This is a genomic window from Polaromonas sp. (genome assembly GCF_036676035.1).
Classification (GTDB): Bacteria; Pseudomonadota; Gammaproteobacteria; order Burkholderiales; family Burkholderiaceae_C; genus Polaromonas.
Map to the genome: position 1 here is coordinate 1 of NZ_JAKFDR010000112.1, position 24,804 is coordinate 24,804.

The 24,804-nt window shown below is 65.1% G+C and carries 22 protein-coding genes; 9 read left to right on the forward strand and 13 right to left on the reverse strand.

Features of this window, described 5'->3' with window-relative positions; all coding sequences use genetic code 11:
• On the forward strand, positions 1-3,194 hold a 3,194-nt coding region (locus tag V6M61_RS15955), incomplete at its 5' end, for a hemagglutinin repeat-containing protein (RefSeq protein WP_332777567.1).
• An 11-nt stretch (positions 3,195-3,205) separates the two neighbouring features.
• The gene (locus V6M61_RS15960) at positions 3,206-3,751 is read left to right on the forward strand and encodes a hypothetical protein (RefSeq protein WP_332777568.1); all 546 of its coding nucleotides are present in this window, start codon (positions 3,206-3,208) and stop codon (positions 3,749-3,751) included.
• A 142-nt stretch (positions 3,752-3,893) separates the two neighbouring features.
• On the opposite strand, the gene V6M61_RS15965 is transcribed toward V6M61_RS15960, so the two are convergent.
• Positions 3,894-4,796, reverse strand: coding sequence for a dimethylarginine dimethylaminohydrolase family protein (locus tag V6M61_RS15965; RefSeq protein WP_332777569.1), 903 nt, complete (start codon positions 4,794-4,796; stop codon positions 3,894-3,896).
• A gap of 151 nt (positions 4,797-4,947) precedes the next feature.
• On the opposite strand from V6M61_RS15965, the gene V6M61_RS15970 reads away from it, so the two are divergent.
• Genes V6M61_RS15970 through V6M61_RS15980 form a run of 3 tightly spaced genes read left to right on the forward strand, consistent with a single transcriptional unit; the run spans position 4,948 to position 8,103 of the window.
• Entirely contained in the window at positions 4,948-5,379 is a 432-nt protein-coding gene (locus V6M61_RS15970; RefSeq protein WP_332777696.1) for an Lrp/AsnC family transcriptional regulator, read from the forward strand.
• 34 nt (positions 5,380-5,413) lie between these two features.
• Positions 5,414-7,654 (forward strand): acetoacetate--CoA ligase, encoded by a 2,241-nt coding sequence (locus V6M61_RS15975; RefSeq protein WP_332777570.1) that lies wholly within the window; start codon positions 5,414-5,416, stop codon positions 7,652-7,654.
• On the forward strand, positions 7,651-8,103 hold the full coding sequence (locus V6M61_RS15980) for a YbaY family lipoprotein (protein WP_332777571.1): 453 nt from the start codon (positions 7,651-7,653) through the stop codon (positions 8,101-8,103). Before V6M61_RS15975 ends, V6M61_RS15980 begins: the two co-directional genes overlap by 4 nt.
• A gap of 104 nt (positions 8,104-8,207) precedes the next feature.
• Here the strand turns inward: V6M61_RS15980 and V6M61_RS15985 are convergent, their stop codons facing one another.
• Positions 8,208-9,104, reverse strand: coding sequence for a DMT family transporter (locus tag V6M61_RS15985; RefSeq protein ID WP_332777572.1), 897 nt, complete (start codon positions 9,102-9,104; stop codon positions 8,208-8,210).
• Between the two features lie 84 nt (positions 9,105-9,188).
• Here V6M61_RS15985 and V6M61_RS15990 point away from each other — a divergent pair, with 84 nt between their 5' ends.
• The 3 genes from V6M61_RS15990 (at position 9,189) to V6M61_RS16000 (ending at position 12,156) form a co-directional block, all read left to right on the forward strand.
• Positions 9,189-10,091 carry a LysR substrate-binding domain-containing protein gene (locus tag V6M61_RS15990; RefSeq protein ID WP_332777573.1) on the forward strand — a complete coding sequence of 301 codons (903 nt, stop codon included), beginning with the start codon at positions 9,189-9,191 and terminating at the stop codon, positions 10,089-10,091.
• An 86-nt stretch (positions 10,092-10,177) separates the two neighbouring features.
• Positions 10,178-11,185 carry a Bug family tripartite tricarboxylate transporter substrate binding protein gene (locus V6M61_RS15995; protein ID WP_332777574.1) on the forward strand — a complete coding sequence of 336 codons (1,008 nt, stop codon included), beginning with the start codon at positions 10,178-10,180 and terminating at the stop codon, positions 11,183-11,185.
• Complete coding sequence (locus V6M61_RS16000) at positions 11,182-12,156, forward strand: succinylglutamate desuccinylase/aspartoacylase domain-containing protein (protein WP_332777575.1); 975 nt, start codon at positions 11,182-11,184, stop codon at positions 12,154-12,156. Before V6M61_RS15995 ends, V6M61_RS16000 begins: the two co-directional genes overlap by 4 nt.
• Before the next feature lie 120 nt (positions 12,157-12,276).
• Here the strand turns inward: V6M61_RS16000 and V6M61_RS16005 are convergent, their stop codons facing one another.
• On the reverse strand, positions 12,277-12,795 hold the full coding sequence (locus V6M61_RS16005; protein WP_332777576.1) for a flavin reductase family protein: 519 nt from the start codon (positions 12,793-12,795) through the stop codon (positions 12,277-12,279).
• Between the two features lie 46 nt (positions 12,796-12,841).
• Between V6M61_RS16005 and V6M61_RS16010 the strand changes: the two genes are divergently transcribed.
• The gene (locus V6M61_RS16010) at positions 12,842-13,756 is read left to right on the forward strand and encodes a M14 family zinc carboxypeptidase (RefSeq protein ID WP_332777577.1); all 915 of its coding nucleotides are present in this window, start codon (positions 12,842-12,844) and stop codon (positions 13,754-13,756) included.
• 116 nt (positions 13,757-13,872) lie between these two features.
• Here V6M61_RS16010 and V6M61_RS16015 read toward each other — a convergent pair whose 3' ends face one another.
• The 10 genes from V6M61_RS16015 to V6M61_RS16060 all read right to left on the reverse strand — a co-directional run bounded on the left by V6M61_RS16015 (position 13,873) and on the right by V6M61_RS16060 (position 24,802).
• Positions 13,873-14,691, reverse strand: coding sequence for a M55 family metallopeptidase (locus V6M61_RS16015; protein WP_332777578.1), 819 nt, complete (start codon positions 14,689-14,691; stop codon positions 13,873-13,875).
• On the reverse strand, positions 14,688-15,761 hold the full coding sequence (locus tag V6M61_RS16020; RefSeq protein WP_332777579.1) for a DmpA family aminopeptidase: 1,074 nt from the start codon (positions 15,759-15,761) through the stop codon (positions 14,688-14,690). The genes V6M61_RS16015 and V6M61_RS16020 overlap by 4 nt, the downstream gene beginning before the upstream one ends.
• A gap of 15 nt (positions 15,762-15,776) precedes the next feature.
• Positions 15,777-16,697: a glutathione ABC transporter permease GsiD gene (gsiD, locus tag V6M61_RS16025; RefSeq protein ID WP_332777580.1), complete on the reverse strand. Its 921-nt coding sequence runs from the start codon at positions 16,695-16,697 to the stop codon at positions 15,777-15,779.
• Between the two features lie 7 nt (positions 16,698-16,704).
• Entirely contained in the window at positions 16,705-17,625 is a 921-nt protein-coding gene (gene gsiC, locus V6M61_RS16030; protein WP_332777581.1) for a glutathione ABC transporter permease GsiC, read from the reverse strand.
• Between the two features lie 79 nt (positions 17,626-17,704).
• Positions 17,705-19,267 carry a glutathione ABC transporter substrate-binding protein GsiB gene (gsiB, locus tag V6M61_RS16035; RefSeq protein ID WP_332777582.1) on the reverse strand — a complete coding sequence of 521 codons (1,563 nt, stop codon included), beginning with the start codon at positions 19,265-19,267 and terminating at the stop codon, positions 17,705-17,707.
• Positions 19,268-19,304: 37 nt separating this feature from the next.
• The gene (locus V6M61_RS16040) at positions 19,305-21,215 is read right to left on the reverse strand and encodes a dipeptide ABC transporter ATP-binding protein (protein WP_332777583.1); all 1,911 of its coding nucleotides are present in this window, start codon (positions 21,213-21,215) and stop codon (positions 19,305-19,307) included.
• 62 nt (positions 21,216-21,277) lie between these two features.
• Complete coding sequence (locus tag V6M61_RS16045; RefSeq protein WP_332777584.1) at positions 21,278-22,264, reverse strand: isoaspartyl peptidase/L-asparaginase family protein; 987 nt, start codon at positions 22,262-22,264, stop codon at positions 21,278-21,280.
• Positions 22,261-23,223, reverse strand: a complete 963-nt coding sequence (locus tag V6M61_RS16050; RefSeq protein ID WP_332777585.1) for a MurR/RpiR family transcriptional regulator — start codon at positions 23,221-23,223, stop codon at positions 22,261-22,263. Before V6M61_RS16050 ends, V6M61_RS16045 begins: the two co-directional genes overlap by 4 nt.
• Before the next feature lie 294 nt (positions 23,224-23,517).
• The gene (locus tag V6M61_RS16055; RefSeq protein WP_332777586.1) at positions 23,518-24,102 is read right to left on the reverse strand and encodes an NAD(P)H-dependent oxidoreductase; all 585 of its coding nucleotides are present in this window, start codon (positions 24,100-24,102) and stop codon (positions 23,518-23,520) included.
• A 64-nt stretch (positions 24,103-24,166) separates the two neighbouring features.
• Complete coding sequence (locus V6M61_RS16060) at positions 24,167-24,802, reverse strand: LysE family translocator (protein WP_332777587.1); 636 nt, start codon at positions 24,800-24,802, stop codon at positions 24,167-24,169.
• Positions 24,803-24,804 lie beyond the last annotated feature (2 nt).

Sequence of the window (24,804 nt, forward strand, 5' to 3'; positions counted from 1 at the left end):
AAAGCCTGGCCACCGCCTCCTATGCCGAAGGCGGCGGCTTCCTGTCGTCTGCCAGCACCGAGCTGCGCAACAGCGATGCCTTCACCCAGGCCGTGGGCAGCCAGCTGGGCGGGCGCAGCGTCAGCATAGCGTCCGGCAAAGACCTCAGCGTCCAAGGCTCCAGCGTCATCAGCGACCAGCAAACCAGCCTGCTGGCCGGCAACAATATCACCATCGAGGCCGCGCAAAACACCCAGGCCGGCAGCAGCTTCAAGGAAAGCAAAAGCTCAGGCCTGTCCCTGGGCGACGGCATGAGCGTCAGCTACGGCAAGCAGCAGCAAAGCCTGGAGCAGCAAAACCAAAGTACAACAGCGGCAGCCAGCACCGTCGCCAGCATAGGCGGCCACGTCACCCTGGTAGCCGGCAACCAGTACCAACAAGTCGGCAGCGACGTGCTGGCACCAGGCGGCGACATCACGATTGCGGCCAAGAACGTCGAGATCGTCGAAGCCCGGGAAACCAGCCGTACCGACATAGAGCAGAAATCCAAACAGTCCGGCATTACCGTGGGCCTGAGCAACCCGGTGCTCAGCGCCCTGCAGACCGGCCAGCAAATGGTCGAAGCCGCCAGCCAGACCAGGGACGCCCGCATGCAGGCGCTGGCAGCCGCCAGCGCGGCACTCAAAGGCTACAACACCTACAAAGACCTGAGCACCAACGGCAAGTTCGACCCCGCCAAGGCCGCCGAGATCAACCTCACGGTCAGCCTGGGCAGCTCCCAAAGCGAAAGCAAAAGCAGCCAAAACAGCAACAGCGCCGCCGCCAGCACCGTGGCCGCCGGCCACAACGTCACCATCGTCGCCTCCCGCACCGCAGGTGCGTCCACGGACTCGGGCCAAGACAGCAACCTGACGGTGCAAGGCGCCAGCATCAGCGCCGGCCACAACGCCACGCTGCTGGCCGACAACCAGATCAAGCTGCTGGCCAGCCAAAGCAGCGCCAGCCTGAGCAGCTCCAGCATAGGGGCCAGCGTGGGCACCAACCCCGGCGTCACCCTGTCAGCCAGCAAAGGCCGGGGCCATGCCGATGGCGCCGATACGAGTTACACCAACACGCGGGTCAGCGCCGGCAACACCGCCAGCCTGATATCGGGTGGCGACACCAAGCTGATCGGCGCAGTGGTCGCCGCCAACACGGTCCAGGCCGACGTGGGCGGCAATCTCAACATCGAAAGCCCGCAAGACAGCAGCAGCTACACCAGCCGGCAAAGCAGCTCCGGCGGCTCCATCACCATCAGTCCTGCGGGGGTTCCGACCGGTGGTGGCATCAGCGCCTCCAAAAGCAACATCGACAGCAACTACCGGTCCGTCAACCAGCAAAGCGGCCTCAAGGCCGGCGATGGCGGCTTCCAGGTCAGCGTCAATGGCAGCACCGACCTCAAAGGCAGCGTGATCGCCAGCACCGACAAGGCGGTCAACGATCAAAAGAACAGCTTCCAGACTGGCGGCGCCTTAACGATCAGCGACATCCAGAACACAGCGAGCTATCAAGGAAGTGCAGCCGGCATCAGCCTGGATGTGGGCCAGCAGGCCGGCAAGTTCGGGGTCAGCGGTGTCGGCGTGGGGGTTGGCAGCGACAAGGGCCATGCCGGCAGCACCACGAGCAGCGGCATCTCGGGCATGGCCGGCAACACAGCGGTCAGAAGCGCTGATGCGGAAACTGGCATCAAACCAATATTTGACGCTGACAAAGTCCAAAAAGAGATCAATGCGCAGGTGCAGATCATGCAGGCGTTTACCAAAGAGGCGCCCAAGGCAGCGTCCACATTTGCAGCAGGCCAGGCCGCAGAACTCCGAAAACAGGGCCAAGAGGAAGAAGCCAAGAAGTGGGATGAAGGCGGCGTTTACCGTATCGCGCTGCACACCGCTGCCGGGGCCTTGAGCGGGGGCGCGAGTGGTGCAGCAGGCGCAGCCGCCAGCGCCAGTGCTGCGCCCTTGCTGAATGAGTTGCAGGACGGTATCCAGCAAGGACTACAAACAGCGGGCCTGAGCCCAGAAGTAGCCAAGGGCATTGCGCAGAGCGTTGCCGGGTTAACAGCGGCGGGAGTTGGTGCGGCTGTCGGTGGTGTGCAGGGCGCGGCGACTGCGCTGACGGTGGATGTTAACAACCGGCAGCTGCATCCGACGGAAATCAAGTGGATCAAGGATAACGCGAAGCGCTTTGCCCAGCAGCAAAACATCAGCGAAGCCGACGCTGAAAAACGCTTGGCTCAGCAGGCCTTCCGTGAAGTGCAGTTTGGCGCGGAAGGCCAGACCGATGGTAGCGCGCAAGCCTTTCTCAAATCTGCGGGCAACCAGTTGCTGCCAGGAGACCCGAACATTCCGGGCCAGACGATGGGCTATATGTTCAAGGCTGACCCGGTGCAAAAGGCCAGTCCGAACATGTACGCCAACACCGTGGTCAAGGACCCTGAAGCATTAGCTTTCTACGGCAAGAACGGCATCACCCAGCCCACAGCGGCACAGATACAGGCAGCTGTGATTAAAGACGCTGCCGCACGCAACACGCTGACAAATGCCACATTGGGCGTGGCAGGCTTGGCCGTGGTGGCCACACTGCCGCCAGCCTTAAGCTGGTGCCTGACCAATCCAGTGGCGTGTAACCGCATCGTGATTGCGGGTGGTGAAATTGCAGCGGGCGATGCATTGGGGCCAACCAGTCTGGCCGTGCTGGGTACTGCTTCTGCCGTCAAGGCGGTGCGCTCCGCCGATGAGGTTAACGCGGCGATGAAAGCGCGTGGTTGGGAACCGGCATGGTCGCCGGGCACGCCGGTGATTACGACGGAACTCAAGCCGGGGACAAAGGTGCAGATGGTCGTGACGGAGGCGGATTACGCGAAGTACAAGAACGATCCGACGATTCCGCCTATTGGGGGATGGGCCACGTTTGATGATGTTGCCTCGCAGGTTGCCGCACGCCAAGACATGGCTTTGCTCAAGCAGTTCAAACCGGATGTGAAATATGTTATTGAGTACGAGGTGGTAAAACCAATTGCTGCAGATATTGGTTTCGTGGGAAAGCAAACAGAGCCGAGTGGACAGCTGCTGCGGGGTGGTGGCACGCAAGCGGCGTTTGACTGGAAAGATGGAATGAACCGGTCTGACTATCTGCGGATGGTTGGAGTGCCAAAGCAACTGCCCGCCCTTTCGAAGTAAGAGGTTCAGTCATGGAAAAAATTATTGATCCTGTGTCAGTAAGGGACAACGGGAGACTTCGACCGAAAGATCGTTTGCCTAAAAATTTCTACGAACTTGATATTGAGGCATATTGGAAATTTTGGGGGAACGAGGTTGCTACGCGATGGACGTTTCGCGATCAAACATTCCAAGTAGATTTCAAAAGTCGAGGGCTTGGAGTTGTTGAAATCCTTCCTGATGGCAGTGGCTTTCTAGCTATGAAGCAAGAACACTATTCTGAAGCTCACATCCTCAACGGCGACGCCACGGTCAGATTCGTGCTTAAGCCAGCCGTAAACATGCGCGGTTTTGACGCTGCGCGCTTGGCAGTCATTGAGAAGCTAGAGATCGAGCGGGCATACAGGTCAGGAGAGGTGATTAAGTCCTGGCAACCAACCGCCTTGTTTCACTACAAAACACAGCGGCAGGATTGCTTGGAAATCTTCGGTGATGACGGTTTTGGTGATTGCTACTATCGCTATGACACCAATACAGGCGAGCTTCTATCGGCAGAAACCCATCCACGGAGAAGTTGAGCCATGAATTCCAGCGCCACCGCATCATCTCCAACAGTTTCGCGGGCAATTCATGGCAACAGCTGAAGCCGCCAAGCCAAACCATTTCTATGGGCGAAATAGGTCTTCAGCCCAAATGAAACGTGCGCAAGCAGCTATCAATTCAGTAGTGTTTCGCGACAGTGCCGGGACTCTGCGCCCCTGCCGCGAAGGCCTGGCTCTGCCAGTCCAGGCGCAAGCTCATGCAGTAGGCGCTGCCGCCCGAAAGCATGAAGGGCGACAAGTCCACTTCCACCACCGTGTAGCCGCGGCCCTGCAGGCGCTCTCGCAGCGCGGGTGTGCAGCGGCTCATGACGATGTGGCGGCCGACACAAACGGCGTTGAGGCTGAAATGCACCAGGTCGTCTTCGCTGGCCTCGATCAGCAGGCGCTCGTCCACCCGGGTGCGCAGCGTGCGCAGGGCCTCGGGGGTCAGGGCCTCGGGCAGGTAGAAGATCTCGCCGCCGCTGAGCACGCAGAAACACACGTCGAGGTGGTAGCAGCGGCTTGATGTCAGCTCCAGCGGCACGACCTCGTGGCCAAAGTGGCTGGCGATGGCAGCTAGGGCCTGGCGCGACGAGCGTGGCCCAAAGCCGCCCCAGAACTGCTGGCGCGTCGCATCCCAGACGCAGTCGCCCGCGCCTTCCTGAAAGCAGCCCGGCGGCAGCTGCGCCACCTCGCGCAGCAGGCCCTTGGCTTGCAGCGCCTTGAAGATGGCCAGAAAGCGCTCTTCTTCCGCGCGTCGCTCGGGATGCCGAAAACGCGACAGCAAGGCCTTGCCGTCAAGCACCACCGCCGAGTTGGCGGGAAACACCATGTCGGGCAGGCCGGCACTGCCCGGGGCCAGCTCCACCTCGGCACCCGTGCCCTGCAGCGCCTGGCACAGGGCCGCCGATGCCGCCTGGGCCTGGGCATGCATGCCTTGCGGGTCCTGGCGCCAGCGCCCGGGGTCCATCCACGGGTTGATGCTGTACGACACGTTGTAGTGGGTCGGTGCGACCATCAGAAAACGCGGGGGGACTGACATGCGCTGTGCTCCTGCTGCGGTAAATAAGTTTGGGCCGATACGGGCCGGGTTGACGACAGGCAAGCATAAAAACTAATGACCTCAAGCAAAAGCGCAAAAAATGTTCTGTTTGCGCAATAGATCTGTAAAAATGACTGTCATGAATAACGAATTGATCAATCTTGACGATACCGACCGGCAGCTAATTGCCTTGCTGCGCGACGATGCGCGCACCAGCATTTCCGAGCTGGCGAAGCGCCTGAAGGTGTCGCGCGGGACGGCGCAAAACCGCTTGACGCGGCTGGAAAAAGCGGGCGTGATCACCGGCTACACCATCAAGCTCAAGCCGGCCGCGCAGCCGCACCGCATCCGGGCCTGGACCACCATTGCGGTCGAGGGCACCACCGCACCGGCCGTCATCCAGGCGCTGCGCGGCGAGCCGGCGGTCAGCGCCCTGCATTCCACCAACGGCCGCTGGGACGTGGTGGCCGAGATCAGCGCCGACAGCCTTGAAGCCTTTGACCGGGTGCTGGGCAGCATCCGCCAGATCAAGGGCATCATGAACACCGAAACCAATATCCTGCTGTCCACCCACAAAGTTTAAGAGCAGGCTCTCAACAGGCTGCTAACCTAGCGGGATGCGCGAGACCACCAGCCCACCCCCCAGCCCATCCGCCAACCCACCCTTCATCCCCCAGATCACGCTGTACCGCAACTGGCTGAGCGAGACACGCGGCCTGTCCTTCGACAGCTACGACGCGCTGTGGCGCTGGTCCACCACCGACCTGGACGCGTTCTGGCAAAGCGTCTGGGACTACTTCGAGCTGCAGTCGCCGACGCCGCACAGCGCCGTGCTGGCGGAGCGCCGCATGCCCGGTGCCCAGTGGTTTCCCGGGGCGCAGGTCAACTACGCGCAGCAGGTGTTTCGCCATGTGGAGCCGGCCCATGCCGCGGGCTTTGCCGCCATCCTCAGCCGCAATGAAAAGGGCCAGCACCGCGAACTGGGCTGGCCGGAATTGCGCCGGCAGGTCGCCTCACTGGCCCTGCACCTGAAAGCCCAGGGCGTTGAGCCCGGCGACCGCGTGGCCGCCTACCTGCCGAATATTCCCGAGGCCATGGTGGCCTTTCTTGCCGTCGTCAGCCTGGGCGGGGTCTGGAGCATCTGCGCGCCCGACATGGGCACGAACGCGGTGCTGGACCGCTTCAAACAGATCGCCCCCAAGGTGCTGATCGCCTGCGATGGCGTGAGCTACGGCGGGCGCGACTTTGACCGCAGCGCCGTCGTGGCCGAACTGCAGGCCGCGCTGCCCAGCGTGCAGCATGTGCTGCTGTACCGGAATCTGGGGGGTGATCAATTTGCTACGAATTTAATAGCTGACTACGCCGATTTTACGGGGGCTACAGCCAGAAACGACCAGGAGACGGCAGCCTTTGAGCCGCGCTGGCTGCCGTTTGATCATCCGCTGTGGATTGTCTACTCCAGCGGCACCACCGGCCTGCCCAAGCCCATCGTGCACGGCCACGGCGGCACCGTGCTGGTGGCGCTGGCGCTCAAGACCCTGCACAACGACGTGGGCTGCAGTTACGAGGCGAACAGCTGGGGCGAGCGCTACCACTGGTACAGCTCGACCGGCTGGGTCATGTGGAACGCGCAGATGAGCGGCCTGCTCAACGGCACCACCTGCTGCATTTACGACGGCAACCCCGGTGGCTCCAAAGACAAGCCCGACTGGACCACGCTGTGGCGCTTCGCGGCCGACCTCGGCGTGACCTTCTTCGGCGCCGGCGCGGCCTTCTTTGCCAACTGCATGAAGGCGGGCATTGAGCTGTCGCAATGCGGTGACCTGACGAAGGTGCGCGCGCTGGGCACCACGGGCTCGCCGCTGTCGCCCGAAGCGCAGAACTGGGGCACGCAGCAGTTCCGCAAGCTCCATGCCGTTCGCCCTGAGCCCTTCGACGAGCTCAGGACAGGCTCTGTCGAAGGGTCCTTCGACCTTGCTCAGGACAGGCTTCGACAAGCTCAGCCCGAACGGGAAGATATCTGGTGGTGCAATATTTCTGGTGGGACTGACTTTGCAGGGGCCTTTATTGGTGGGAATCGAGAATTACCGTTGGTGCCGGGCGAGATGCAGTGCCGCCTGCTGGGCTGCGCGGTCGAGGCCTGGAACGAAGAGGGCCAGCCCGTCATCAATGAAGTGGGCGAGCTGGTCTGCACGCAACCGATTCCGTCCATGCCGCTGTACTTCTGGGGCGACCAAGGCGCAATGGAGCCCCCGGGCGGCGGTGCCGCCCACCCCCCGAGGGGGTCCGGAACCGGCTCGGGGCGGCCCAGCGCCGAACCCGGTCCGCGCTACCTGTCCAGCTACTTCGACATGTACCCCCATGTCTGGCGCCATGGCGACTGGCTCAAGGTCACGCCCTCGGGCGGCTGCATCATCTATGGCCGCAGCGACGCGACCATCAACCGCCATGGCCTGCGCATGGGCACCAGCGAGCTCTACAGCGCGATTGAAGCGCTACCCGAGGTGCTCGATTCGATGGTGGTCGATCTCGAATACCTGGGCCGTGAAAGCTACATGCCGCTGTTCGTGGTGCTGCGCGCTGGCGTGGCGCTGGACGACGCCATGAAGGCCAGGCTCAACAACGCCGTCAAGACGGCGTTGAGCCCGCGCTTCGTGCCCAACGACATCTTCCAGGTGCCCGAGATTCCGCGCACGCTGTCGGGCAAGAAGCAGGAGCTGCCGATCAAGAAGCTGCTGCTCGGCCAGCCGCTGGAGAAGGTGGTCAACCAGGACGCGATGGCCAACCCGGCCTGCCTGGCGTGGTATGTTCAGTTTTCAGAAAACTACCTGAGCAAATTGAGCAAGAGGGCTGCATGAAACGACGAATGATGACCATGGCCGCGCTCGGCGCACTGGGTTTGCTGACGGCTTGCGCCACCGGCCCGGCCTCTGCGCCGCAGTCAAGCGCACCGGCCGCGCCGGCCGCATCCTCCGGGGTGCGCGTCACCGGCAGCATCTCCTACCTGCAGCGCGTGGCCCTGCCGCCCGATAGCGACGTCATTGTGCAGCTGCGCGATGTCTCGCGCGTGGACGCGAAGGCCGACATCCTGGCCGAGCAGCGTTTTACGGCCCGCAGCCAGGTGCCCCTGCCGTTCGAGTTGACGGTGGATCCCGGCAAGATTGACCCCCGCATGCGCTATGCCGTCGCGGCACGCATAGAACGGGGCGGCAAACTGATGTTCATCAACGACAAGCTCTACCCGGTCCTCACGCAAGGCCACGGCAGCCGTGTCGACCTGATCCTGCACATGGTGGCCAGGCCCTGAGCTGGCGCAGTGCGCCGCGCAGGGCCGCCCCAAGGGAAATTAGCCCCCTCGGGGGGCAGAGAGCTACACGCCAGTGAGCGAACGTGGGGGCCAGTGAAAGCCGCTCAGCCGGCCTGTTTGCGGTTGACCAGCACAATGCCCAGGGCCACCAGCGCCAGCGCCGCGAGCAGGCTGGGCGTTACGTTTTCATGCAGCCACAGCGCGCCAAACAGCAGCGCAAACAGCGGCGTGAGAAACACAAACACCGAGAGCTTGGTGGCCGGGTAGCGCCCCAGCAGCCACATCCAGGCCAGGTAGCTGGCAAACGCGCCCACGGCGGTTTGCGCCAGCAGCGAGCTGATGGCAAAGGGGCTGAACGACCACACCCACGTCTCGCCCAGGCCCAGCGACAGCAGCGGAAAGGCCAGCGCGCTGACCGCCAACTGGTAGAACAGCAGTTTTTCGGCCGCCACCTTGACCAGGCTGGAGGCCCGGATGACCACCGTGGTGAGCCCCCACAGCATGCCCGCAGCGAGCGCCAGCAGATCGCCGTAGGCCGTGGCGGCCTGGCCGCCGGTGAAGCCTTCGCGCAAGGCAAAGGCCACCGCCACAAAGGCAAACAGCAGCCCCGCCCACTGCAGGCCGCGCAGCTTTTCCGCCTTGACCCACAAGGGCACCAGCAGCGCCACCCAGAACGGCGAGGTGTACAGAAACACGGTCAGCCGAGACGCCGTGGTGTGCTGCAGCCCCAGATAAATGCAGGCAAACTCGCCGCCGAACAGCGCACCGGCCAGCAGCCCGGCCCACAGCGAGCCATCGCGCTTGAACAGCGGGATACCGCGCCACAGACACCACAGCCACAGCAAAACCGTGGCACCTACCAAGCGCAAAGAGGCCTGGAACATGGGCGGGATTTCGCTGATGGTGGCCTTGATCAGCACCTGTTGAAAGCCCCAGAACAGGCAGCAGACCAGCAGCAGTGAAATGGCGAGGGCATCGAGGTGGGTCTTGCGTGCGATCATGTCTTGATGGTAGCCGGGCTTCCCGCGGCCCGGCAGCGGGTGACAAGGAATACCATCCACGAACTGACTGGACAAGGTGTTGCTGTGGACCATAAATGGCTGGAAGACTTCATTGTGCTGGCGCGAGAGCGCAGTTTTTCACGGGCGGCCGAACTGCGTCATGTGACGCAACCGCAGTTCTCGCGCCGCATACGCGCGCTGGAGCTTTGGGCGGGCGCGGACTTGATCAACCGCGCCAGCATGCCGCTGGGGCTGACTGCCGCTGGCGAGGAACTGCTGCCGGTGGCACGCCGGGCAGCGGCCAGTCTCAACGACGCCCGCGCCCGTATCCGCCATGCGCGTGGCGGTCTGGACTGGGTCACGCTGGCGACCGGGCGCACGCTGTCACGCACGGCCGTGCCAGACTGGCTCGCACGCGTCAAGCGTTCGGCCGGCGAGTTTCGGCTGCGCATCCTGACAGGCTCCATCCACGAGGGGGCCACGGCCCTGGAGCAGGGCGCCGCCGACTTCCTGTTGTCGTTCACACATCCGCGCCTGCCGCTGCTGCTGGACGAGCAGACGTTTGAAGGCATCACGCTGGGCACCGACGAGTTGGTGGCCGTGAGCGCACCGCGCGGCGATGGCCAACCACGGCATGCCTTGCCTGGCACGGCCCGCAACCCGGTGCCGGTGCTGGGCTATGCCCCGACGCTGGCGCTCAGCCAGATCCTTCAGGACGGGCTCAGCCGCAGTTCGCGCGAGCTGCATCTGCACACGGTGACAGAATCGGACTTCGCCGAGTCGCTGCATGAGCAGGCGCTGCAAGGCGTGGGCATGGCGTGGCTGCCACGCGGGCTGGTGGATGGCGACCTGCGCAGCGGCCGGCTGGTGGAGGCGGACGACAAAGGTGCGGCGGTCCGCTTTGAAATCCGCCTGTACCGCCCACGGAGCCCGCGCAACGAGTTGGTGCAGCGCATCTGGTCGGCCAGCACCACCGCCGGCGCCTGAATACGGGCTCGCATGCTCCTATGCGTGATGCGCATGCGCGGCGCGCGGACGACTTCTAGACTGGCGCCATCAACAAGGAGCCCGTTATGCCTGAAACGTTTACCCTCAACCGCCGCGGCGTGGCCCGCACACTCTGCTTGGCCGCAGCCGGGCTGCTCTGCCTGCCCGCTGCATGGGCGCAGGCCTGGCCCGCCGGCAAGCCCATTTCCCTGGTGGTGGGCTACCCCGCTGGCGGGAGCGTCGACCTGGTGGCACGCATCATTGCGGAGCCGCTGGCCAAGCGCCTGGGCACCCCCGTGGTGGTGGACAACGTGGGCGGCGCCGGTGGAACGATAGGGGCGCAAAAGGTGGTCAGTGCCGCAGCCGACGGCTATACGCTGTTGCTGGGCTCCGGAAGCGAAGTTTCCATCGCAAGGCTCTTCAATGCGGCGGTCAGGTACAACGGCGAAACCGACCTGGCCCCCGTCGGATTGATCGGCGTCACGCCGATGGTCTTCGTGACCAGCCCCCGGACCGGTGTGAAAACCATCGAGGAGGCATTGGCCAAGTCCAGGCGCGAACGCAACCAGTTGAACTTCGCATCGTCCGGCATCGGCACGCCGCTGCATGTTTCAGGCGAACTCATCAACCTGCTGGCCGGAACGACCTTTCGCCATGTGCCCTATCGTGGCGCGGCGCAGCAGCTGCAGGACCTGCTGGGGGGCAATATCGAGTTCAGTGTCTCGGTGCTTTCCTCGGCTTTGCCGCACATCGATTCGGGCAAGATGGTTCCGCTTGGTGTGACGACAGCAACCCGCTCACGGGCGGCGCCGCAGATTCCCGCACTGGGCGAGAACCCGCGCCTGAAAGGCTATGACATGAACGTTTGGTTTGGCCTCTTCGGGCCCGCGAAATTGCCGGCGCCCCTGGTGGCGCGCCTGAACCGGGAGCTCAACGAAATCCTGCGCGAGGAAGCCGTGTGGCAAAAGCTGCAAAAGGCTGGCATTTCCAACGAAGGAGGCACGCCGCAGGCGCTCACGGCCTTTATCCGGGCGGAAACGCAGCGCGTGCGCAGTGTGGTCAACAAGGCCGTGGCGACCGGCGCGGCCTCGTGAGCGGCGGTCCCATCAAGGCCCATGCGGTGCAACTGGAGCCGCCCGGGCTGGCCGGCTGGGCGGCTTCTCCCACAGGGACGGCCTATGTGCACGAGCGTGCCTCGGTCGAGGCCGGTCCGGAAGTGCTGGTGACGGCGCTGGTGCACGGCAACGAGTACTCGGGTGCGTGGGCGCTGGATGCGTTCCTGCGCAGCGGACTGCAGCCCCGGCGGGGGCGTATCACCGCCGCGTTTTGCAACACGGCGGCGTTCGCGCGCTTTGAGGCCAGTCATCCGGACGCATCCAGGTTTGTCGACGAGGACTTCAACCGCGTGTGGTCCGCAAGCATGCTGGATGGCGGCGGACACAGCGCCGAATTGTCGCGTGCCCGCGAAATCCGTCCCTTCGTTGACCGCGCCAGCCATTTGCTGGACCTGCATTCGATGCATGAGCCCTGCGAGCCTCTTCTGGTCACCGGCCTGCTGCCACGCAACATCGCTTTCGCGCAGAGCCTGGGTACGGCGGGCCAGGTGGTCGTGGATGCCGGTCACGCTGATGGCGTGCGCATGCGGGACTACGGGCCGTTCGCGGAAAAAGAGGGTTCCCGCATTGCCCTGCTGCTGGAAAGCGGGCAGCACTGGGAGCTGGCGTCGCTGCAGGCGGCGCGCAATGTGTTGATGCGTTTTCTGGTGGCCTGCGGGGTCCTGGATCATGGCGACGTGCTGCCTGGCTGGTTGCTGCCCGACGCGTTGCCGCCACCGCCGGTGACGGTCACTCACCGCATCGTCGCGCGCTCGGCCGATTTTGCATTTGTGCAGGACTTTCGTGGCGGCGAAATCATTCGCCGCGCTGGCACACCGATTGCGCACGATGCCGGCGAGGCGGTGGTGACGCCTTATGACGACTGCGTGCTGGTCATGCCATCGGTGCGGCAGTTGCGGCCCGGTGTGACCACCGTGCGCCTGGGGCAGCGGGGCGACAGGACGGTGTAGCGGGGGCGGCCAGGTCGCGCAGAACCCGGGTGGATGCTTCAGTCACGGACAGCCGTCGCGCCCGGCGCCTGTCGGCCTTGCAAGGCGTGCCGGATTCACTGAGGAGGCATCAGCGCCGGTTCACAAAGGGTGCTCGGTGTAGAACTTGCCGCCGTGAAACAGCAGCGGCGCCGCGCCGGCGCGGTGGCTGCAGCGCTCCACCTCGCCGACGAAGATCACGTGGTCACCCTCTTCGTAGCGGCTGCGGTTGAAGCATTCGAAGGTGGCGGCCGCGCCGTTGAGCAGGGGAGAGCCGCTCGCGCCTTCGGTGAACAGCACGTCCGCCCAGCGGTCTTCGCGCCGGCTGGCAAAGCGTTCGGCCAGCGCCTTCTGGTCGGCCGCCAGGATGTTGATGGCGTAGTGCGAGCCGGCGCTCAGGGCCGGCAGCGAACCGGCCGCCTGCGACAGGCTCCACAGCACCAGCGGGGGTTCCAGCGAGACCGAGTTGAAGGAGTTGGCGGTCAGTCCCACCAGCTCGCCCGTGGCCGTGCGCGCCGTGACAATCGTGACGCCTGTGGCAAACATGCCCAGCGAGGCGCGGAATTCGCGCTGGGAAAAAACGGGCTTGCTGGCCTTGAGGATCTTGGCGGGGGAGAGCATGGAGGGTAATTTACACGAAGCTTGGGGTGCAGGCCGACCCCTCATTTTGCGCCGGCTGACAAATCCCTGGGGGCTGGCGGGCCTGCCGGAAAGCGGCAAGGACGGGGCGGGTAAACTGGCGCTCATGCCTGTTCGCCGGTTTTTGATGGCCCTGCTCGCTATGTTTTTCATAGCTGCTGGCGCACGCGCTGCGCTGCCCTGTGACGACTTTGTGGCCAGGCTGCCGAATGTCCAGCGCGCCTTGTGCGAGGGTGCGCAGTTGCAGCCCGGGGCGGCCCGTTCGGTCAGGGGCCAGGCACTGTGGGTGCGCGATGTGAAGCCCGACGATGCGAAGCTGCGGGTGCTGGTGGTGGGCGCCATCCATGGCGACGAGCTGTCCTCGGCCTCGGTCGCGCTGCACTGGATCCGGCTGGCCGGGCTCACGCCGGCCCAGACGCACTGGCGCTTCATTCCGGCGCTCAACCCCGACGGCCTGCTGAGCCGGCCGCCGAGCCGCGTCAACGCCCGCGGCGTGGACCTGAACCGCAACTTTCCCACCCCGCACTGGGAGCGTGATGCGGCGCTCTACTGGGAGAGCCGCACGCGCAAGGACCCGCGCCGCTGGCCCGGCCCCAAACCGCTGTCCGAGCCCGAGTCACGGTTTCTGCATGAAGAAATGCAGCGCTTCAAGCCGAACCTGATTGTCAGCATTCATGCGCCGTATGGCGTGCTCGATTTCGACGGCCCGTCGGTGCCGCCGTCCAGGCTCGGCCGCCTGTACCTGGACCAGGTCGGCATCTTCCCCGGCTCGCTGGGCCACTACGGCGGCGTGCACAAGGGCGTGCCGGTGGTCACCATCGAGCTGCCCAACGCCATGCGCACCCCGCTGGACGCTGAAATGCGCCAGATGTGGCTGGACCTGCTGCGCTGGATGAGCGAGCGGGTGGGGCCGGGTGCGGAGCACGCAGCGCGCACGCCTTGAGGGGGTGTCGCTGGTGGGCCCGGTTCTTAAGTCAAAACAGGCCCTGGCCGGCGTGAATCATGCGCAAGCAGCTATTAAAAATATAGCAAACTACTTTTCCAGCACGCCGCACCGCACTAGCGCAGCATGGTCGACATGGCCGACAGGCAGTTGAGCATGCGCACGGCGGCTTGCACCGTGGGGGCGTCAAAGCCGACCTCGTCCCCGTCCAGCCGTTGCAGGGTGGGCCATTGGCAGAACAGGTCGGCCAGTGCCGGTGTCTGGGTCTGGATGCGCACGGCGATGGGACCTTCCAGCACGAAGGGGCGGGCCGTGCGGTGCTGCGCCAGCGCGGCCACCACGCCGGCACGGATGGCGCTGCAGGCCTGCGCGGGCGACAGGCTGATGCCGCTGGTCTGGCCGGTGGCGCGCTTGGTCTGCACAAAGGCGGCCTGCGGGAACAAGGGCCGGTGCTCCTCGATGAACACATCGTCGCCGCTGGCCATCACCACCGGCACGCCGTACTCGCCGGCCAGTGCGCCGTAGATGCCGGCTTCGCCCAGCTCCAGGTTGTTGAGGTACACGCGCGCAAAGGCAAAGCTGTTGATGGTGTGCGCCAAAATGCCACGGCCTTGCCCACGTGAGTGGTAGCCGATCATGCAGACGGCATCCACGCCGTCATCGACCCCGGCCATCATGCTCAGGTAACGCGGCTTGCCCATGACGGCCTGGGCGCGCGCGTCCAGCAGGTCCGGCGGCATGTTGCGAAAGCCGCCGTGCGAATCGTTGACCAGCACCTCGGTGGCGCCCGCCTCGAAAGCGCCGGCAATGGCGGCGTTGGCCTCGTGCGTCATCAGCAGGCGGGCGCGCTCGTACTCGGGGTTGCCGGCGCGCACCTGTTCGGGGTGAAAAACGCCGGCAACGCCTTCGATGTCGGTGGAAATCAGGATCTTCATGGAGCAGCCGTTGTGGGTTGATGGAAGCCGCCGGGCCCGTCGGGCAGCAGATCGGCCAGCGCGCGGCGTTGGTGGCCGTTGCGACCGGTTACGGCGCGGGCGCCGCACAGGGCGTGAATAATCGCCTGCTCGGTGCTGTCGACCACGGCCTGAAACAGCCCATCGATCAGGCCGTCATGCAGCATGGCCACAGCCGGCATGGGGGCGTCAGCTTGTTGGGGAACCGTGTAGGCGGTGGAAAAAGCCAGCGCAATATCGCCGCTGCCGTGGCCGAACACCGAACCCGTGCGGGCCAGGCCCGCGCCGGCGCGCAGCGCCAGCCGGCGCAGCTGGCGCGCATCGAGCGGCGCGTCCGTGGCAATCAGCAAAATGATGGAACCTTTTTCGGGCTCTGCGGCAGCGGGCGTTAGCGAGCTGGCCAGCCGGGCGCCGATGGCATGACCGGCCATCACCAGCTGCGGCAGCTTGCCGTAGTTGGCCAGCACCAGCGCGCCGACGATGTGTTCGCCGCCACCGGGTGCAGGGACGCGGCGCGAGGCCGTGCCTATGCCGCCCTTGAGGCCAAAACTCGACATGCCGCGCCCGGCGCCGACCGAGCCTTCTTCAACGTCCACGCCGGCCTGTGCGCAGGCCTGCAGGTAATGCTGTTCGGTGACGGCCATGCGCTGGATGTCGTTGAGAAAACCATCGTTGCACTCGAACACCAGCGGATTGACCGTGGGCAGGCCGCGCCCGGTTTCGGGATTGACGGCGATGCACTGGCGGATTTGTGCCTCGGCCACGGCGGCGACCGAAAAGGTGTTGGTCAGCGCAATCGGGGTCTCCAGCAGGCCGAGCTCCTCCACCTGCACCAGACCCACGCTCTTGCCGAAGCCGTTGAGCACCACGGCGGCGGCCGGCACCCGGTCGCGAAATAGGTCGCCGGCGTGCGGGCAGACCACCGTCACACCGGTCTGCACTTCTTGCGCGTCGAGTGTGCAATGGCCCACGGTGACACCGGCCACATCGGTGATGGCATTGCGCGGCCCTGGCGGCAGGTTGCCGATGCGGGGCAGCAGATGGCGAAGCATCAGGAAGCGGCCTTCTTACTGGCGGTCAATTTTGGGGTCCAGCGCGTCGCGCAGGCCATCGCCCAGCAGGTTGAAAGCCAGCACCGTCAGGAAAATCGCCAGGCTGGGAAACAGCGCCACGTGCGGCGCGTTGACCATGTCGGCGCGCGCTTCATTGAGCATGGCGCCCCATTCGGGCGTGGGCGGCTGCGCACCCATGCCGAGGAAGGACAGGCTGGCCGCCGTGATGATGGAGGTGCCCAGGCGCATGGTGAAGTACACGACGACAGACGAAATGGTGCCGGGCAGGATGTGGCGCGTGATGATGGTCCAGTCCGAAGCGCCTATGCTGCGCACGGCCTCGACATAGGTCATCTGCTTGAGCACCAGCGTGTTGCCGCGCACCAGCCGTGCAAAGGCCGGCACGCTGAACACCGACACGGCCACCACCACGTTGACCATGCTGCTGCCCAGGATGGCAACCACGCCGAGCGCCAGCAGGATGCCGGGAAAGGCGAACAGCACGTCGGAGACCCGCATCACGATGCGGTCCCACCAGCCTTCGTAGTAGCCGGCCAGCAGGCCCAGCGTGGTGCCGATCAGCCCGCCAATGGCCACCGACAAAAAACCTGCGGCCAGTGAAATACGCGAGCCCACCAGGATGCGGCTGAAGATGTCGCGCCCCAGCGGGTCCACGCCCAGCCAGTGCTGCCACGAGGGGCCGTCGTTGAGTTTGTCGTAGTCGAAGAAATTTTCCGCGTCGTAAGGTGCAATCAGCGGGGCAAATACGGCCACCAGCACCAGCAGCAGCACAAACACCAGAGCCACGACGGCGATGCGCTGTTTCTTGAACTTGCGCCAGAATTCGGTCCAGGGCGTGCGCACAGGCGCGCTTTGCGCCACTGCAGCTGCGGGCGCAGCGACGCTGAGAGGGCTTGTCAAAGAGGTCTGCGTCATGGCCGGCTCACTTGTAGCGAATGGTGGGGTTGATAAAGCCATAAAGCACATCGACAACCAGATTGATCAAAATGAATTCCATCGAAAACAGCAGCACCAGGGCCTGAATGACGGGGTAGTCGCGCATGATCACGGCATCGACCAGCAGGCGGCCCAGGCCGGGCCAGTTGAACACGGCCTCCACCACGATGGAGCCGCCCAGCAAAAAGCCGAACTGCAGGCCCATCATGGTGACCACGGGGATCAGCGCATTGCGCAGGCAGTGCTTGAAAATCACGGTGCGCTCTTTCAGGCCCTTGGCGCGCGCGGTGCGCACAAAGTCTTCCTGGATCACCTCGACAAACGAAGCGCGGGTAAAGCGCGCCATCACGGCGGCCACGGCCGCGCCCAGGGTCAGGGACGGCAGGACGTAGTGCTTCCAGCTGTCGGCCCCCACGGTGGGCAGCCAGCCCAGCTGCACCGAGAAGACCTGCATCAGCAACATGCCGAGTGCAAATGCCGGAAAGGAAATGCCGGATACGGCAATCGTCATGCCCAGGCGGTCAGGCCACTCATTGCGGAACACCGCAGAGCTGATGCCAATGGCCATGCCAAAAATCACCGCCCAGCTCATGCTGGTCAAGGTCAGCAGCAGTGTCGGCATGAAGCGCTCGGCGATTTCGGTGGACACTGGCCGGCGTGTGCGCAGGGAGGTGCCAAAGTCGCCTTGGGCCACGTGCCTGAAGTAGGTGGCAAACTGCTCGGCTAATGGGCGGTCCAGGCCGAGCTCCTGGCGCACCAGCTCCACGGTCTGTTGGTCGGCATCCTGTCCGGCCGCCAGGCGTGCCGGGTCACCCGGCAGCATGTGGACGAACAGGAACACCAGCACCGCGACGATCAGCAGCGTGGGCGTCAGGCCCAGCAGCCGTTTTAAAAAATAGTTCAGCATGATGGAGTCGGGTCAGGGCGCGCGCCAGCGGATGCCGGCGCGCGCAGGGACGGTGCAAAGAGCACGCAAAAAGGAATGCTTACTCGGCGACCGCGATCTCGTCCGCATTGATGTTGCCGTCAGGCATCACGTAGACGCCCGACAGGCGCTTGCTCGTGGCATACAGGTTTTTCTCCGTCACCAGCGGCGCCCAGGGCGCGTCTTTCATGATCTGCTCCTGGGCCTGGCGGTACAGCTCTGTCTTTTCCTTGTCGTCCACCGACTTCAGGGCCTTGGCGATGTAGCCGTCGACCTGCTCGTTGCTGTAGTAGGCGGTGTTGTTCAGCTTGGGCGGCCAGGCTTCGGTGGCCAGCAGCGGACGCAGCGCCCAGTCGGCCTCACCGGTCGAAGCCGACCAGCCGGCGTAGTACATGCGCACTTTCGCGGTTTTGGCGTCCGGCGCGGCTTGCACCCACTCGGTACGCTGGCCGGCTTCCAGCGCCTGCACCGAGAGCTTGATGCCCACCTGGGCCAGTTGCTGCTGCACGAACTGGATGGTTTTTTGCGCCGTGGTGGTGGTGTAGGCACCCCAGAGCACCGATTCGAAGCCGTTGGCGTAGCCCGCTTCCTTGAGCAGCTCGCGCGCCTTCTTCGGGTCATAAGGCCAGGGCGCCATCTTGTGGGCGTACCTCACACCCTGCGGCACGATGCCCTCGGCCGGGACGGCGTAGCCATTGAAGGCAACTTTTGCCAGCGCTTCCTTGTTGATGGCGTAGTTGATGGCTTCGCGCACCTTGAGGTTGTCGAAAGGCTTTTGCAGCATGTTGAAGCTGATGTAGCGCGTGATGATGGACGGGCCGCTCGTTATCTTGAGCTTGGTGTTCTTCTCCAGTTCGGCGGCCTGCTCGTAGGGCAGCGGGAAGGCAAAGTCGGCCTCACCAGTCTGCAGCATGGCGGCGCGCGTGTTGTTCGCCGGCACGGGCTTCCAGGTCAGGCTGTCGACCTTGGGGTAGCCTTTTTTCCAGTAGCCGTCGAATTTCTTGACCTTGACGAAATCGGTCTGCTTCCACTCCACAAACGTGAAGGGGCCGGTGCCCACCGGGTTGAAGGCGATGTCCTTGTTGCCGTACTTTTTGAGGGCCGTCGGGGAGATCATCGCGGCCGAGGCGTGCGCCAGCGAGTTGATGAAAGGGCCAAAAGGCTCCTTGAGCGTGATGCGCACGCTGTACGGTGCGACCGCCTCGACCTTGTCCACGCGGTTGAACTGGTTGAAGCGGGCCAGCTTGTTGTCGGGGTTGAGCACGCGGTCCAGCGTGACCTTGACGGCTTCGGCGTTGAAATCGGTACCATCATGGAACTTCACGCCTTGGCGCAGCTTGATGGTGTAGACCAGGCCATCTTTGGAGACGGTGTAGCTCTCGGCCAGCACGTTCTCGATCTTGAGGTCCTTGTCGAACTGGAACAGGCCCTGGTAGATGGACTTGGTGACCGCCGTGGTCCGCGTGGTGTTGGTGTTGTACGGGTCCAGCGTTTCGGGTGGGGTGTCGATGGCCAGCACCACGTCCTTGGCAGCAAGGGCCGAGCCAGTGGCGGCCAGGGCCAGCAGCGCCAGCAGGCTGGCAGCCAGGGCCTTGGGTCGAAGCGGTGTCATACGTTCTGTCATGGGGAAAACTCCTGGTTCAGGTTGAGGGAAAAATGGATCAATACGCACCGGCAATGCGGTGCTGCGCGACAAAATGGCCGGGGCCGACCTCCACCAGCGGCGGCACGACGGGCTCGTCCCCGACGGCGCGCAGGGGGCTGGGAATCTCGCCCTCCATCAACTGGCGGTTCTGGTGGCGCCGGCTCGGGTCGGCCACGGGTACGGCCGCCATCAGCTTGCGGGTGTAGGCGTGCTGCGGGTTCTCGAAAATGGCGCGGCGCGGGCCGATCTCGACGATCTGGCCCAAAAACATCACGGCCACGCGGTGGCTGATGCGCTCGACCACCGCCATGTCGTGCGAGATGAACAGGAAGGCAATGCCCAGCTCGCGCTGCAGGTCCAGCATCAGGTTGACGATCTGGGCCTGAATCGACACGTCGAGCGCCGACACCGATTCATCGGCAATCACCACCTTGGGGTTGAGCGCCAGCGCGCGTGCAATGGCGATGCGCTGGCGCTGCCCGCCCGAGAACTCGTGCGGGTAGCGCTGGGCGTACTCGGCTGGCAGGCCGACCTTTTCGAGCAGCCAGTCGACGCGTGCCTGGGCCTCCTTGCCGCTGGCGATCTTGTGCACCAGCAGCGGCTCCATGATGGAAAAACCGACGGTGACGCGTGGATCCAGCGAGGCGAACGGGTCCTGGAAGATGAACTGGATGTTGCGGCGCAGGCCCTGCAGCGTGCTGGTCGGCAGGTCGCGGATGTTTTGCCCGCCGAACTCAATGACGCCGCTCTGGCTTTCGACCAGGCGCAGCAGCGAGCGGCCGGTGGTGGACTTGCCGCAACCCGATTCGCCGACCAGCGCCAGCGTCTCGCCGGGCCGGATGTCAAAGCTGACTTTTTCCACTGCGTGCACGCGGCGCGTGACCCGGCCCAGGAGGCCGCTGCGCACGTCAAAGCGCGTCACCAGGTCCTGCACCCGTAGGATGGGCGTGCTGCCCGGGCGGATGGTGTCCTGCGGCTGGGCTGCCTCGCGCGGGGCCGCATAGTCCGCTTCGGTGCGCAGCAGCTCGAACTTGAGCGGCAGCTCGCTGCCCTGCATGGCGCCCAGCCGCGGCACGGCGGAGAGCAGGGCGCGGGTGTAGCGGTGCCGGGGGCGGGCAAAGACTTCTTCGGACGCGTCTTCTTCCACCTTGTCGCCGCGGTACATGACCAGCACGCGGTCGGCCACTTCGGCGACCACGCCCATGTCGTGCGTGATGAAGACCACGCCCATGCGCATCTCGTCCTGCAGCGCGCGAATGAGCTGCAGGATTTGCGCCTGGATGGTCACGTCCAGCGCGGTGGTCGGCTCGTCGGCAATCAAGAGCGAAGGCTTGCACGACAGCGCCATGGCAATCATCACGCGCTGGCGCATGCCGCCAGAGAGCTGGTGCGGGTAGCGGTCCAGCACGTTGCGCGCTTCGGGAATGCGCACCAGCTCCAGCATGCGCAGGGCCTCGGCCCGCGCCGCCGCGGCGTTCTTGCCCTGGTGCACCTGGATGGATTCGGCGATCTGGTCCCCGGCGGTGAACACCGGGTTGAGCGAGGTCATCGGCTCCTGGAAAATCATCGCGATGTCGGCGCCGCGGATGCCGCGCATCACCGGGTCGCGCGCCTGCGCCAGATCGAGCACTTCGCCGCTGCGGCGCCGAAACGCCATGCTGCCGTTGAGGATGCGGCCACCGCCATGCTCGACCAGGCGCATCAGCGCCAGCGAGGTGACCGATTTGCCCGAGCCCGATTCGCCGACGATGGCCAGGGTCTCGCCGCGGTCCACATGGAAGGAGAGCTTGCGCACCGCATCCACCGTGCGCTCGGAGGTGGTAAAGCGCACCGACAGGTTGTTGACGGCCACGACCCGGTTGTCGGGCAGGTCTACGGCGTTGAAGGGGGCGTTGTGTTGCGGGGCTTCAGCCACGATGGATTGCATTGCGGTGCGCTTTTTTGTGTAGGTTTGTGTGGAAACAGCAAGGAGCGTGCCGCAGGCGGCGATCAGCGAAAGATCGCCGTCTGCGGCGCTTCGCCGACGCGGGCCCAGCCGCGGTACATGCCTTCGGTGTTGAAGGGAAGGCTCAGCTTGCCCTGGGCGTCGACGGCAATCAGGCCGCCCCGTCCGCCCATGGCGGGCAGCACGTCCATGACCACCTGCTGCGCCGCCGCGTCCAGCGACAGGCCGCCGTAGGCCATGCGCGCGCAGATGTCGTAGGCCGCCGCGGTGCGTATGAACATTTCGCCGGTGCCGGTGCAGGAGACGGCTGCCGTGCGGTTGTCGGCATAGGTGCCGGCGCCTATCAGGGGCGTGTCGCCGACCCGGCCGGGCCGTTTGTTGGTCATGCCCCCGGTGGAGGTGGCAGCGGCCAGGTTGCCGTGCGCATCGAGCGCGACGGCGCCCACGGTGCCGAATTTGCGGCCCTCATCCAGTGGGGCTGTGTCCGCTGCGGATTGACGAAACACCAGGGCCGCCCCATCGTGGTCCAGCTGGGCCTGGTCGGTGGACAGCGCGCGGTGCAATTGTGCGCGGCGGGCGTCGGTCGAAAAGTAGTCGGGCGAGACCATCTCCAGCCCCAGCCCTTCGGCGAAGGCCTCGGCGCCGGCGCCCACCAGCAGCACGTGCTCGCTGTGCTCCATCACGGCGCGCGCGGCGCGCAAGGGGCGGCGCACGCGGCTCACGCAGGCCACCGCGCCGGCATGCAGGGTGGCGCCGTCCATCACGGCGGCGTCCAGTTCGTGGGTTTCGTCATGGGTGAAGACAGAACCATGGCCGGCATTGAAGAGCGGACAGTCTTCCAGCAGGTCAACGGCCAGGCTGACCGCATCGAGCGCGCTGCCACCACCGGCCAGCAGTTGCTGCGCGGCCCGCAGGATGTCCTGCAGGGCGGCGTGGTAGGCCGTGTTTTGCGCCGCGCTGATGCTGTTGCGGCTCATGGTGCCGGCGCCGCCGTGAATGGCGATGACGGGCAGGGGCTTGGACGGGGTCACTTGGCGGCCTTTGATGACTTGGATGGTTTCGAAACAGCCCGGGCCTTGCGAGGCGCAGGCGCTGCAGCCTCGGGGCGCAGCCGGCTGGCGTGGTTGCCGTGCAGCCAGGGCAGCACCGACTCGGCCAGCTGAGTCGCCGCCTTGAGCGAGCCCTTGGCGCGGTGGGCGACAGCGCTGCACAGGGCTTCGATCAGCGCCAGGGCGCTGGCCTCGGAGCTGGCAAAGTACTGGCTGTCGGTGTGGGCATAAAGCGCCACCGTGGCCAGCGGTGCCAGCGGCGATGTCACGCGATCGGTCAGCGCCAGCACCGGCACGCCGGCTTCGCGCGCCCGGCGCGCCAGCAGCACGGTGTCGGCGAAATAGCGCGGATAGGCGATGGCGATCAACAGGTCCGTGGGCTGCAGGCGCGTCAGGATGCGCGCGCTGTAGGACGAGCTCTCAATGCTGGCCAGCAGCTGGACGTTGTCGCAGTGCAGGTCCAGGCAGCGCTGCAGCAGCCCGCCCAGCCAGCTGCTGGCGCCAAAGCCCATGATGTAGATGCGCCGCGCGTTCAGGATGGCGTTCACCGCCTGCTCGCAGCTGTGGGCATCGAGCGATTGCCGCGTCAGGTCGATATTGCGCTGGCTTTCCGCCAGGGCGGTTGCGAACACGTCAGCCACCGTGGCGGGGTGTTCGAGTTTGCTGCGCAGCTTTTCGACCGGGGCCAGCGTGGACTCGAACCCCAGCACCAGCGCCGCGCGGAACTGCGGGTAGCCGTCAAACTCCAGCGCCCGTGCAAACCGGTTGGCGGTGGCCACCGAAACCCCCAGCGTGGCGGCCAGCTCGTCGATCGGCATGGTGGCCGCCTGCAGGGGGTGGGCCAGCACATAGTCGGCCATCTGCCGGTGCGAGCGTGTCAGCGTTGGCAGCACGCGCGCAATGCGCTGTGCCATCGACGGGTTGCCGGGAAATGTTGCCATCAGCTTGCCAACAGGGTCAGGGTTTCAGGGTTGGAATCAGGATGTATATAAATTTACAAAGTGACGCATGATAACGAAATTTTTGGTCATTCGGAAATAAATGACAACACTATGACAACCTGCCTGGCGATAGGGGGCGTCTACGTGCCAAGGGCAAACCGGCTTCAGGGATGGGTGCCCGGGGCGCTCTGTTGGGGACCTGTTTTTTAAAGGTAAAAACAGGTGCGGCCGGCGCAAATCATGCGCAAACAGCTATCAAAACAATAGCGAATGATTGACCGGACCGGCGCGAGGCTACGAGGGGCTGTTCAGGAAGGTAGCGGCCTGCGCCACGGCCGCCGCATCGGCTTTCACCGCATCGGGCGGCCCGCCCTTGCCCCACAGCTCGCCGCCATACGTCATGGACAGGAACTGCGCGCACAGCTTGACCGAGTCCATCATCGGCTGCGCTTTGGCACGGTCACCGCTGGTGGTGACCAGCCGCAGCGTCTTTTTCGCCATCTCGTCCTTGAACGGCACACCCGGAATGCGCATCCATGCGCTCCAGTGGTCGATATAGGTCTTGAGCGGGGCGGGCATGCTGTACCAGTAGACCGGCGCCACCAGCACCAGGTCGGTGGCCGCGAGGGTGGCGGCCAGCAGTGTTTTCAGGTCGCCGACGGGCATGGCGTACTGGCCGGTGGTGTGGCGCTGGTCCACAAAGGCCGGCAGCGTCATGCGTGAGAGGTGGTGCCAGGTTTGCGTCGTGCCGGCCGGCAGCGTTGCTGCGGCCTGCCGGGCCAGCCACTCGGTGTTGCCGAGGTGGCCGCCGTCTTCAGGGCTTTGGCGGGTGGAGGTGGCGAGGAAGAGGAAATGTCGGGGTTGTCGGGGTGCGCTCATGTGGCGATGGTAGCGCGGCTGTGCCGGGCACGCTGGCGAGAGTCCGGCGCGAGCCGCGGGTCCATCACAGCCCGCGCCAGCCGCCCCAGGCGGTGGACAGTGCCGCCAGCAGCAGGACCACGCCCACCGCCTGGCCGACCCGCACCTGGCCCTCGGGGTTGCGGCGCAGCCAGTCCCGGGCGCCGGCCGCGCCCAGGGCCATGGCGCCGTAGACTGCGGCCTGCGTCAGCGCGATGATCAGGCCCAGCACCACGGCCTGCAGCCAGACCGGCCCGTACTCGGGCCGCAGGAACTGCGGAAAGATCGCCAGCATGAAGACATAGGCCTTGGGGTTCAGCAGGCAGGTCAGCACGGCGCGGCCAAAGGTGGCCGGCAGGGTGCGCGAGCGGGTTTCACCGATCTCGCCCAGCGCCGAAGCGCCGCGCCACAGCGACAGGCCGATCCAGGCGATGTACAGCGCGCCGGCCAGCAGCATGGCATTGAAGGCCGCCGGGAACAGCCTGAGCACCACGCCGATGCCGATGGCGCCCAGGGTGACATGCACCGCACCGCCGGTCACGATGCCGGCCACCGCCGACAGCCCGCAGCGGCGCCCGTCCACCAGCGAGCTGGCCATGACAAAGGCCATGTCCAGCCCCGGCAGCACGATCACGCCGAGCACCATCACGAAAAACAGCCACAGGTGGGCCGTCTGGTTCAAGG